The 11,672-nt window shown below is 75.3% G+C and carries 7 protein-coding genes; all 7 read right to left on the bottom strand.

What is annotated here, in order from left to right:
* Nucleotides 1-12: 12 nt before the first annotated feature.
* On the bottom strand, nt 13-4,785 hold the full coding sequence (locus ABD954_RS03875; RefSeq protein WP_425584107.1) for an amino acid adenylation domain-containing protein: 4,773 nt from the start codon (nt 4,783-4,785) through the stop codon (nt 13-15).
* Between the two features lie 237 nt (nt 4,786-5,022).
* Nucleotides 5,023-6,282 carry a glutamate synthase-related protein gene (locus tag ABD954_RS03880; protein WP_345484325.1) on the bottom strand — a complete coding sequence of 420 codons (1,260 nt, stop codon included), beginning with the start codon at nt 6,280-6,282 and terminating at the stop codon, nt 5,023-5,025.
* A complete protein-coding gene (locus ABD954_RS03885) occupies nt 6,279-7,280 on the bottom strand; it encodes an asparagine synthetase A (RefSeq protein ID WP_345484326.1) in 1,002 nt (333 codons plus the stop codon). Before ABD954_RS03885 ends, ABD954_RS03880 begins: the two co-directional genes overlap by 4 nt.
* Complete coding sequence (locus ABD954_RS03890) at nt 7,277-8,908, bottom strand: methylaspartate mutase (RefSeq protein WP_345484327.1); 1,632 nt, start codon at nt 8,906-8,908, stop codon at nt 7,277-7,279. The genes ABD954_RS03885 and ABD954_RS03890 overlap by 4 nt, the downstream gene beginning before the upstream one ends.
* Nucleotides 8,905-9,372: a cobalamin B12-binding domain-containing protein gene (locus ABD954_RS03895; protein WP_345484328.1), complete on the bottom strand. Its 468-nt coding sequence runs from the start codon at nt 9,370-9,372 to the stop codon at nt 8,905-8,907. The genes ABD954_RS03890 and ABD954_RS03895 overlap by 4 nt, the downstream gene beginning before the upstream one ends.
* A 392-nt stretch (nt 9,373-9,764) precedes the next feature.
* Complete coding sequence (locus ABD954_RS03900) at nt 9,765-11,024, bottom strand: helix-turn-helix domain-containing protein (protein WP_345484329.1); 1,260 nt, start codon at nt 11,022-11,024, stop codon at nt 9,765-9,767.
* A gap of 221 nt (nt 11,025-11,245) precedes the next feature.
* Nucleotides 11,246-11,662: a MerR family transcriptional regulator gene (locus ABD954_RS03905; RefSeq protein WP_345484331.1), complete on the bottom strand. Its 417-nt coding sequence runs from the start codon at nt 11,660-11,662 to the stop codon at nt 11,246-11,248.
* Nucleotides 11,663-11,672 lie beyond the last annotated feature (10 nt).

Below are 11,672 nucleotides of genomic sequence, written 5' to 3' on the forward strand. Positions count from 1 at the left end.
CGGGGTGCCGGGTCATCGCGGGGCCAGCCGCTCGGCGATGGCCCCGACCGTCCGGCCGCGGAAGACCGTCTGCGGCGGGACCCGGGTGCCGGTCTCCTGGGTGAGCCGCATGGCGACCCGTACGGCGGCCAGGGAGTTGCCGCCGATCCGGAAGAAGTCGGTGTCGGGGCCGAGGTCCTCGGTCCGGCCGAGGACGGCCCGGACGGCGTCGGCGACGAGCCGTTCGGCGGCGGTGAGCGGGTCGGCAGGGGCGGTTCCGGGGCGCTCCGCCGGGGCGGGCAGGGCCCGGCGGTCGACCTTGCCGTTGGGGTTGAGCGGGAGTGCGGTGAGGACGTCGAGCGTGGCGGGCACCATGTGCTCGGGCAGCAGCCCGGCCAGGTGGTCGAGCAGCGCGCCGGGGTCGGGCGCGGGTGCGTCGGGGGCGGTGGTGACGTACGCGGCGAGCCGGTGGTCGCCGGGTGCGGGCTCGCGGACGGTGACGGCTGCCTCCCGCACGGACGGGTGGCGGGTGAGCGCGTCCTCGATCTCGCCCGGCTCGATCCGGAAGCCTCGGACCTTCACCTGGTCGTCGATCCGGCCGGTGATCTCCAGGACGCCGTCCGCCGTCCGGTGGCCGAGGTCGCCGGTGCGGTAGAGCCGTTCGCCGGGCGCGCCGAAGGGGGAGGCGACGAACCGTTCGGCGGTCAGCCCGGGGCGGCCGACGTAGCCGAGGGCGAGTCCGCCGCCGGCCGCGTACAGCTCGCCGGTGGTTCCGTCCGGGACGGGGCGCAGGTGGTCGTCGAGGACGTGGACCGCCTTGCCGTGCAGGGGGCGGCCGATGGGGATGGAGGTGCCGGCGGCGTCCTGCGGGGTGGCGCGGTGGCAGGTGGTGAGGCCGAGGCTCTCGACCGGTCCGTAGCCGTTGGCGACGACGAGCCGCGGGTACTGGTCGAGGGCCTTGCCGACGTGGGTGACGGAGGCCCGTTCGCCGGCGGTGAAGGCCACGGCGAGCTCGTCGTAGGTCTCCGGGAACTCTTCCAGGAGGAAGTTGAACAGGCTGGCGGAGAGCTGGAGTTGGGTGACGCCGTGGCGGCGGGTGAGTTCGGTGACCGCCTGCGGGTCGGGCCGCCCGCCGGGCTGGAGGACGCACGTGCCGCCGAAGGCCAGGGCGCCGTACAGCTCCAGGGCGAAGGCGTCCCAGGAGACCGGGGAGCACTGGAGCCAGACCTCGTCGGGCCCGAAGCGGGCGTAGTCCTGCCCGAGGTAGGTGGTGGTGAGGGCGCGGTGCGGGACGGCGACGCCCTTGGGGCGGCCGGTGGAGCCGGAGGTGAACATCACGCAGGCCAGGTCGGTGCCGGTGACCGGCAGGCCCGGGTCGTGGCCGGGGCGGGCGGCGAGGGCGGTGGCCGTGGCGTCCAGGTCGAGGTGGCGGGCGACGGGGAACGGGGGGCTCGCGTGGCGGTGGGTGACCAGCAGGGCGGCGCCGCTGTCGGCGACCGCCCCGGCCAGCCGCCCGGCGGGGAAGTCGGGGTCGAGCAGGGTGTAGGCGGCGCCGGCCTTCAGCGCGGCGAGCAGGGCGGTGACCAGGTCCGGTCCGCGCTCGACCAGGACGGCGACGGTGTCGCCGCGGCCGATGCCGAGGTCGCGGAGGTGGTGGGCGAGACGGTTGGCCCGCTCGTTCAGGGTGCCGTAGTCGAGCCGGTCCTCGCCGGACACCAGCGCGAGGGCCCGCGGCTGCCGGGCGGCCCGGTCCTCGAAGAGCGTGTGCACGGGTGTCTCGACGGCGGCGGCGAGGGTGCCGAGCCATGCCTCGCACAGCTCGGCCATGGTGGCCGCGTCGAAGAGGTCGCAGTCGTATTCGAAGCGGCCGGTGAAGTCGGTGCCCCGGTCGTCGACGGAGATCGACAGGTCGAAGCGCGAGACCGGGTTGGAGTACAGCTCGCGGGTGACCTCGGTGCCGCCGACGCTCAGCGGGCGGGTGTCCAGCGGGTGGAGTTCCAGCAGCAGCTGGCAGAGCGGGTTGCGGTCCTCGGTGCGGTCGTCGGGGCGCTCCGCCATGACGGCGCCGGCGATGGCGTCGAACGGTGCCTCCTGGTGGCGGTAGCCGCCGATCGCCACCTCGCGGACGTGCCGGACGAGGTCGCGGAAGTCCATCCCCTCCTCGACCCGGACGCGCAGCGGCAGCAGGTTGACGAAGTAGCCGATCAGCGCGTCGAGTTCGGACCGGCCGCGGACGCTCACCGGGGAGCCGAGCACGAGGTCGCGGCGGCCGGTGCGCCGGTGCAGGGTGAGGGCGAGCCCGGCGAGGAGCACCATGAAGGGGGTCGCGTCCTCGCCCCGGGCCAGCGCCCGGACGCCCTCGGCCACCGGGCGGGGCATGACGAAGCGGTGGAAGGCGCCCCGGAACGCCTGTCGTTCGGGGCGGGGGCGGTCGGTGGGCAGCGGGGGTTCGGCGGGCGCGTCCCGCAGGTGCTCGCGCCAGTAGTCGAGCTGCCGCTCGGGGGTGTCGTCCCGCTGCTGCCAGAGGCTGTAGTCGGCGTACTGGACGGGGAGTGCGGGCAGCTCGGCGGGGCGTCCGGTGGCCAGGGACTCGTACAGTGCGGCGAGTTCGGCCTCCAGGACGGGCAGGGATCCCTCGTCCCAGACGATGTGGTGGCAGAGCAGCAGCAGGGTGGACGTGGTGCCGGTGCGGTAGAGGTGGGCGCGGACCAGCGGGCCGGTCTCCAGGTCGAAGGGGACGAGGGCGGCCTCGGCGAGCAGGCCGTCCAGGGCGTCGGCGGTGGTCTCGCGGACGGTGAACGGCAGGTCCACGGAGGGGTGGACGACCTGCCGGGGGCCGTCGTCGGCCGGCTCGAAGGTGGTGCGCAGCGTTTCGTGCCGGTCGACGACGCCGGCGAGGGCCCGGCGGAGCAGTTCGGGGTCGACGGGTCCGGCGAAGCGGAACACCCACGGCACGTTGTACGTGGGCGCTCCCGGATTCCACTGGTCGAGGAACCACAGTCCGCGCTGGAGGCCGGCCAGCGGCGCCTGCGCGGCGCCGGTCCGGGTGAGCTCCGGCCGTTCGGCGGCGTCGGAGGCGGCGGTGACGGCGGCGGCGAACTCGGCGAGGGTCGGGGCGTCGAAGATGGTGTACGGGGAGATCATGCCGAACACGTCGAAGACGCGGCCGACCACACGTACGGCGGTGAGGGAGTCCCCGCCCAGGTGGAAGAAGTTGTCGTCGGCGCCGACCTCGGGCACGCCGAGCACGTCGGCCCAGACGGCGGCGATCAGCTGCTCGGCGGGGGTGCGGGGCGGGCGGCGGCCGGCGGGCGGTGCGGCGGGCGCGGCCTGGGGTTCGGGCAGCGCCGTGCGGTCCACCTTGCCGCCCGCGGTGAGCGGGAACGCGGCCAGCGGCGTGACGGTCGCGGGGACCATGTGCTCGGGCAGCCGCTCGGCCAGGTAGGAGCGCAGCAGGGCGGCGTCGGGGCCCGGACCGGGAGCGTCACCGGCGGTCGCCGCCCCTCCCCCGGTGCCGGTGACGTAGGCGGCGAGCCGGCCCTCGTGCGCGACCACGACGGCTCCGGCGACGTCCGGGTGGCGGGCGAGCGCCTGCTCGATCTCGCCGGGCTCGACCCGGAAGCCGCGGATCTTCACCTGGTGGTCGGTGCGGCCCAGGAACTCCAGCGGGGCGTCGGCGCCGGACCGGCGGACCAGGTCGCCGGTGCGGTACATCCGGGCGCCCGGCTCCGGCGCGAAGGGGTCGGCGACGAACCGGCCGGCCGTCAGGCCCGCCCGGCCGTGGTAGCCGGAGGCGAGCAGCGGCCCGCCGACGTACAGCTCACCGGCCGTGCCGGCGGGCACCGGCCGCAGCCGGTCGTCGAGGACGTACGCGCGCCGGTCGCCGAGCGTACGGCCGATCGGGACCGTATCGCACTCCGCGGTCGCCGTGGGGCCCGCGAGCTCGTGGACGGTGGCGGTGACGACGGTCTCGGTCGGCCCGTAGGCGTTGAGCAGCGGCACGCCGGTGGCGTCCCACCAGCCGGCGGCGGCGTCCGGGTGGAGCCGGTCGCTGCCGGAGATCATCAGCCGCAGGGCGCGCGGGACGCGGCCTCCGGCCCGCAGCGCGGCCACCACCTCCTGGAAGTAACCGGCGGCCAGGTTCGCCACGGTGACGCCCTCGGCGTCGAGCAGCTCCAGAAGGGCGGCCGGCGCGAGGAGGTGTTCCTCCGGTACGAGGAGGCAGGCGCCGGCCGACAGGGCGGTGAGCGCCTGTTCGACGGCCACGTCCACGGTCGGGCGGGCGAGGTGCAGGACCACGTCGTCCTCGGTGAGGCCGAAGCGCTCGACGGCGGCGGCCAGGTGGCCGGTGAGCGCGGTGAGCGGGACGTGCACGCCCTTGGGACGGCCGGTGGTGCCGGAGGTGTAGACGAGGTAGCCCGCGGCCTTCTCGCGGCCGGGGTGGGGGGCGGCCTCGTCGCCGGCCCGGGTGCGGACGCCCGCGTCCGTCCCGACGAGTTCGCCGTCGACGAAGGCGAGGGCGGCTCCGGCGTCCTCGCCGATCCAGCGGTTGCGCTCCTCGGGCGCCTCCCGGTCCACGGCCAGGTAGGTGGCGCCGGCGCGGAGGGCGGCGAGCAGGCCGACCACGTGGTCGAGCCGGTCGCGGCCGGTGACGGCCAGCGTCCGCCCGGGAGGGATCCGGGCGGCGAGGGCACCGCTCAGCTCGTCCAGCTCCCGGTAGGCGACGGTCCGCGCGCCGGTCCTCAGGGCCGGGCGGTCCGGAAACCGGCGTGCGACGGATATGAAGGGGAAACCGAGAGATTCCATCATCCAACCCCGATGAATTGACGACGCTGCGAGCAGTGAGATCGACGATAGGGCGGCCCCGGCGGGCCGATCGGCAGAATGCACGGAAGTCCATCGGCAGTTTCACCTGCCGCATGACCTGCGGGTCTTGTCCCTGAAAAGGGTCAGCCCGCCGACACGCGCACGGGCGTTTCGGCGGGCTGCTCGAATTCATCTCCGGTCACCCGGAGGGGAGAATCCAGAGTACTGCGGCGGGCTTCAGGAGAATTCAGGAGACCAGACGTCGTCCCGGTCGAGCGCGGCCGGCGCGTATTTCCCCAGAGCGCTGATCAGCAGGCGGAGTTCGAGGGCGAGGCACTCGGCGAACCGGACCAGCCCGGCCCGCGGGTCCTCCGCCGTCGCGAGCAGGGCCGCCCGGCCCAGGCCCACGGCGCGGGCGCCGAGCGCGAGGCTCTTGACCGCCCGGCCGCCCTCCCACATCCGGCCGGACACCAGCAGGCAGGGCGGCGGCCCGGCGGCGGCCAGCCGGCGCAGGCACTCCGCCAGGGGCAGGCCGACCTCGGCCGGGAAGGCGTCCGGCGCCCACCCGGTGCCGCCCTCGGCACCGTCCACCGTGACGGCGTCCGCGCCCGCCTCGGCGGCCACCCGGGCGGCCTCGGCGACGTCCCGGCCGGGGTGCAGCTTCACCCAGACGCGGGCCCGGGGGAAGTTGTTGCGCATCAGCCGGACCTGCTGGCGCAGGATCTCCGCCGTGAAGGTGCCGGGCGTGCCGGAGCGCAGCACGCGGCCGTCGCCGAAGACGTCGTCGATCCCGTACCGGTCGCCGAGCCGGGCGGCCGCCTCGGCATCGAGCACCGTCATTCCGCCGAGTCCCGGCTTGGCGCCCTGCCCGACCTTCAGCTCGAAGGCCAGCCGGCCCGTTTCGAGCAGGGGCAGCGCCGCCGGGTCGCTGTAGACGAGGTTCCACACCTCGGCGTCCGCGTCCTCCGTGGACTGCTGGACGGCGACGCCGCCCCGCCCGTCCGGCAGTTCTGCGGCGTAGGCGCGGAGGCGGCCGAGGAGCGCCCGGTCCGCCGCCTCGCCGAGCCGGCCGTAACCGTTCACCGGGACGACGTTCTCGCCGATCACCATGGGCAGGCCGAGCTCGCCCGCCTGCCGGCTGAGCGCGAGGCCGAGGTCGCCGCCGGCGGCCCGGGTGGAGCCGAGCGCCGACACGTACACGGGCAGCGGGGAGGTGAACCCTCCGACGGCGGTGGTCAGTTCGACGTCCCGGTGGTCCGGCTCCCTGCCCAGCTCGATCAGCCGGGCGAGCCGCTGGGGCATGAAGACCGGCGGGGTGATCCGCAGGGCGTCCAGCGGGTCCCGCTCGCCGCCCGGGCGGTGGCGGTCGCCCCGGTGCTCCGAACCGAACAGGACCCTGCCGTACGCGCCGGGCGGCGGGAAGGCGGCGGCCGCCCCCGCCCGGGCGCGGCGGCGGACCTCCTCCTCCGGGAAGCCGGGCGCCGAGAGGTCGCTCACGGGGACACCACCCCCGCCAGCTTGGGGAAGGCACTGGCCTGCCACACGGCGTCCAGACCGGCGACGTAGCGGGTCAGCCGCTCGACGCCGATGCCGAAGCCGGCGCTGCCGGGCACGCCCTCGCGGACCAGGTCCAGGTACCAGCGGTACTTCTGCGGGTTCTCGCCGGTCTCCCGCATGCGGGTGACGATCTCCGCGTAGTCGTTGGTGCGCTGACTGCCGCTGCACAGCTCGCCGTAGCCCTCGGCCGCGATCAGGTCGAAGTTGCGCAGCAGCCCGGGGTTCTCGGGGTCCTCCCGGTCGTAGAAACCGCGCGAGCCCTTCGGGTAGTCGGTGACGAAGAAGGGGCGGTCGCGGCGGGTGGACAGCAATGCCTCGCCCTCCCAGTCGAGTTCGGCGTCGGAGCTCTGCGCGTGGCCGAGTCCGCGGAGCTCGGCGACGGCCTCGGCGTGCCGCATCCGGCCGAAGGACCCCTTCAGGAGCTCGGTGAACGCCTCGACGTCGCGGCCGAGTTCGGCGAAGTCCTTGGGCAGCTCCCGGACGGCGCTGTCGACCATGTGCACCACCAGCTCCTCGACCAGCCGGACGGCGTCGTCCCTGCTCGCTCCCGCCATCTCCACGTCGAGCTGGTGGAACTCGGCGAGGTGGCGGCTGGTGCCGGCGGTCTCCAGCGGTTCGAGACGGACGTTGGGGGCGACGCAGAAGATCTTGTCGAAGGCGAGGAGCGAGGTCTGCTTGTAGAGGATGGCGCTGGTCATCAGCTTGTAGCGGTGGCCGTAGAAGTCGACGTCGACCTGCTTGGAGCCGCGCGAGCCGGGGTCGGTGACCGGGCCGATGACGGGCGGCAGCAGCTCGGTGAAGCCCCGCTCGCGCAGGAAGGACCGTGCGGAGGAGAGGAGCTGGTGCTGGATCCGCAGGGCGCTGCGGGTGGCCGGGGCGGTCAGGTGGCGGCCGGGGTCGGGGAGCGGTGAGGTGGCCGTGTGCCCGTCGGTGGTCATGGTGTGGTGAGTCCCAACTCTCGTCGTGGCATGGACGTCGTACGGGGCGGTGCGGCGGGCGTTCGGATCGGCACGGGGGCGGCGCCGTCGAAGGTTTCGGCGGCCGGGCGTGCGGCGGCGCGGGCGTCGTAGGTCCGCTGGACGTGGGACAGGGCCGAGAGCAGCCCGGCCGAGCCGAGGATCGGCGGGCGCGGCCCGCCGTCGGCCAGTCCGGCGAGGGGCATGGACCCGGTGTTCGACCAGTGGAGCCGTCCGTCGGGCGTGAGCGAGCTGCGGGCGCGGCCCGCGTTGTCGGGGTGCAGGCAGTAGGGCACGTCCAGATATCCGGCGGCGAAGGCCCGCACCAGTGCCCGCCCGATGTCGGCGTCCAGGTCGAGGACGGCCCCGATCAGGGCCCGCGCCTCCGCCTCGATGCCGGTGTCGACGACCTGGGGGCCGTGACCGGTGCCGACGAGGCCGGTGCGGACGGGGTCGGTGCCGGCGGTCCTGCCGACGGGGCTGGTGCCGACGAGGCCGGTGCCGTCGGTCCTGCCGACGGGGCTGGTGCCGACGAGGCCGGTGCCGTCGGTCCTGCCGACGGGGCTGGTGCCGACGAGGCCGGTGCCGGCGCGAACGGTGTCGTCGGAGCCGGTGGCGACGGCCTGGAGGCCCGGGCCGTACGGGCCCGGGGCGCCGGACCGTGCCAGGCGGGCGTGCTCGTGGGCGGCGGCCGCGGCGGCCGCCTCCAGTGCCCGGACGTTCTCCTCCACGGTCGGGATCCGGTGCGCCTCGGCGGTGGTCTTGACGATCAGCCGGGCCGCACCGGCCCGTACCGCGAGGCGCGCCGCGTCCTCCAGCAGCAGCCGGGCACCGCCCGGCGAGCGCGGGAAGACGCCCATGTACGCGTAGAGGACGAGGTGGTGGTCCACGTCCGGCAGCAGTTCGGCGGCCAGCCGCCCGAGCACGGTGAGCGCTTCCTCGTCCTGGCGCGGATCGGCCTGCTGGGCATAGCTGAGCGAGAGGTCGCGCAGGCCGTGCTGCCGGAAGAACAGCGCTTCCAGGACGCTGACCGCGATGAGCAGGCTCGGCGGGCAGAGCTGTCCCATCAGGCAGCCGCCGAACGTCTCCAGGTGCGGCGCGGCGCCGAGTTCCCGGGTGGCGGCGAGCAGTTCGCAGCTGCGCCGCCAGTCCTCGACCGCCTCGCGCAGCGGTGTCCGGCTGTAGGGGAGGCAGTACGAGACCGGGCCGCCCTCGGTGGCGTCCAGGCCGGCCGCGAGCAGGGCGCGGACGATGTGCTCCGGCGCCGCCGAACCGTGCCGGACCTGCACCGGGAAGCGCGGGTCCGCGATGCCCCGGAGCACCGCGCGGGTGGTGTCCGCGGGGTGGGTGGCGATGGGGTAGCCGTTCAGGCCGACGCCCTCGGCGAGCGCGCGCCGGGCGGCGGCGAGGTCACCGGTGCGGGTGTAGCTGTCGAGGGTGATCGTGCCGACGGTGACGGCGTCGGCGCCCCGGGTGGCGAGCAGGCCCTCGCGCATCCGCAGCGGGTCGGCCATGCCCATCCTGGGCTGGACGACGAGGACCCCGGCCGCCCTCGCCCGGGCGACGAAGGCCCCGAATCCGGACGCCGGCAGGGCGGCGGACCGGGTCACAGGAGCACCCCCGCGCCGGCGGTCAGCGAGGCCACGAAGGACGGGAACTCCCGTACCGCACGGCCCTCCTCGAAGACTCCGTCGAAGCCCGCCGCCAGCAGCGTCCGCCGCCGGGCGGGGGCGCCGGAGCCGGCGATCCCGAGCTTTCCTCCGATCACGGTCGTCGTACGGGCCAGCTCGGGGCAGGCCCGCAGCGCCGCGATCACCCGCAGGCCGTCGTGGAAGCCGTGACCGTTCACGCTGCTCAGCACGATCAGGTCGGGCTCGATCCGGCGGCACTCGGCGACCAGCAGCGCGTCCGGCACGCAGGCGCCCAGGTTGGTGACCCGGTGGCCGAGCTCTTCGAGCAGGAGGTGAAGGAAGACCAGGTTCCAGGTGTGGGAGTCCGACGCCATGGTCGTCACGACGACGTCCAGACCGGCCGGCTCGGCCTTTCCGTGCTGCTCCACGGCATGCTGATCCACGGCGCAAACCCTCTGTGTCGGTAGGTGGTGGGAAGACCCGGGGTGGTGGGCCCCGCCGGGGCGTCCCGAGGTCCGGGTGTCCGGCTCGCCCGGCCGTGGACAGAACGCTAGGGAGGATCCGCCCGCCGGACCGGCAGCTCGCCCGGCAGGATGCGGGCAGTATCGCCGCGGCCCGGGACGGCGGAACGCCCGCCGTGCGGCGCCCGGGATGGCGGAACGCCCGCCGTGCGGCGCCCGGGACGGACCCGCCGCCCACGACGCCGTACGCGGACCGCCGTAGGAGGACCGCCGTAGGAGGACCGCCGCACGAGGACCGTCGCGCGCGGGAAGTCGTACGCGGGTCGCCGTACGTCGGCCGCCGTGACCGCTGGGCGCCGAGCGCCCCACGGGCTTCAGCTCGCCGTGGCCAGTTCCGCGTAGGCCACACGGCTTCCGCACAGGCTCCGGCAGAGGTTCAGCACGGTGAACCGGACGCCGTCGCGGGCCTGCACGCTGCGGATGAGGCCGCTCGCCAGCAACTCGTGCACCGCGGCCAGGCATTCCTGCGGCGGCCGGCCGCTCAGTGCGACGGCGTCCTCACCGGACCAGTCCCCCGGTTCGGCCGCGAGCCGCTCCAGCAGGTCGCGCTGGCCGAGCGTCAGCCGGTCGAGGGCGGCTCCCAGCGCCGCCCGGATGTCCGCCCTGCCTCCGTAACCGGCGGGGGGCGGCGCCAGGTGGAACGGCCCGTCCGCGAGGCGCGCCACCAGCTGACGCGGGGACAGCACCGTGGACCAGCCGGCCGCGAGCTCCAAGGCGCCGGGCAGGCCGTCGAGTTGACGGCAGAGGGCGGCGACGGCGGGGGCCTCGTCGGGCTCGAGCCGGTAGCCGGGCCGCAGTCGGCGCAGGTGCGAGAGCAGCAGCCGGACGGCGCCCACGTCGGCCAGGGCGAGGGGGTCGTGGTCGAGTTCGGGACCGGGGGTGGGCAGGGGGGCGAGCGGGATCACCTGGCCGCCGGGCAGCGGCTGCGGGACGCGGGCGGTGATCAGGACCCGCAGGCCGGGGCACCGCTGGAACAGTTCGTCGAGCAGTGCCGTGTCCACGCCGGCGTCGGCGCCGTCCAGGACCAGCAGGGTGGGCCGCTCCCCGATCGCGCGGGCGAGGTCGGTGCGGCGTTCGAGACCGGCGACCGGCAGCCGGCCGCAGTCGATCCAGCGCACCGACCAGCGGGAGGCCAGGTGCAGCCGTCTCGCGACCTCCAGGGCCAGCCGGGACTTGCCGACCCCGCCGAGGCCGGCCACGGTGACCAGCCGGTCGCCGTGCACGGCGAAGGCGTCGGCCAGCACCTCGACCTCCAGGTCGCGCCCGACGATGGCGCCCCGGGCGACCGGCGGCGCGGCCGGTTCGTCGGCCGGTTCCTCGGCGGGCGTCTGCCGGCGCGCGGTGGCCTCGAAGAGCGACCGGTTGCGGCCTTCGAGGCGCAGGGCGTCGGCCAGCAGCCGGACCGTCTCCTGCCGGGGGCGCCGCACCCGTCCGCTCTCCATGTCCCGGATGGCCCGGACGCTCAGGGTCGCGTGATCGGCGAGCACCTGCTGGGTCAGGCCCACCCGTTCGCGCCAGATCCTGAGCAGCTCTCCGAAGCCCGCCGTCGACTGCGGCGACCGCACACCGTCCATGCCTGGTCCACCTTCCGTGGGATGGCCAACTACGGGGGACGGGGGACCCGGGCGGCCGTGCGGCGCGCCGAGGGCGGCGGCGCACCGGTGGTGACCGTCGAGCCGTCTTCCCCCTGGCTCCGATGGTCCACGGGTCGGCTCTACGGGCGATCAACGGCCGATCACCACACGTTCACGCGTTCTCCACACGGCCCGTCGGCTCCCGCGGGCGCTGCGACGCGTCAGGGAGGGGTGGGGGCGGCGGCGTCGTGTTCCAGGCGGGCGCCCAGGGTGGCGGCGAAGTCCTCGGCGCGTGCGAGCTGGACCCGCAGTTTCTCCACCCGTTCGACGGCGGCCCGCTCGTAGGAGCGGATCCGCTCCAGCAGGGCCGCGCGGTCCGCGGCGCCGAGGCCCGGTTCGCCATCGAGGCGGTCGGTGGCGGCGAGGAGGTCGCGCATCTGGTCCAGGGTGAAGCCGAGCGGCTTCATGCGCCGGATCACCATCAGCCGGGCGACGTCGGCCTCCGTGTACAGGCGGAAGCCGCCCTGCGAGCGGGCGGAGGGGATGACCAGGCCGGTCTCCTCGTAGTGGCGGATGGTGCGCAGGGACAGCTCCGTGCGCGCGGCGACCTCGCCGATCTGCATGTGTGTGCCGTCCACGCCCGCTGGT

It is taken from the genome of Streptomyces roseoviridis (genome assembly GCF_039535235.1).
Taxonomy (GTDB): Bacteria; Actinomycetota; Actinomycetes; order Streptomycetales; family Streptomycetaceae; genus Streptomyces; species Streptomyces roseoviridis.

Coding starts and splice junctions, on each gene's coding strand:
- ABD954_RS03900 (WP_345484329.1), bottom strand. CDS start 11,024: ATGGACGGTGTGCGGTCGCCGCAGTCGACGGCGGGCTTCGGAGAGCTG.
- ABD954_RS03885 (WP_345484326.1), bottom strand. CDS start 7,280: ATGACCACCGACGGGCACACGGCCACCTCACCGCTCCCCGACCCCGGC.
- ABD954_RS03875 (WP_425584107.1), bottom strand. CDS start 4,785: ATGGAATCTCTCGGTTTCCCCTTCATATCCGTCGCACGCCGGTTTCCG.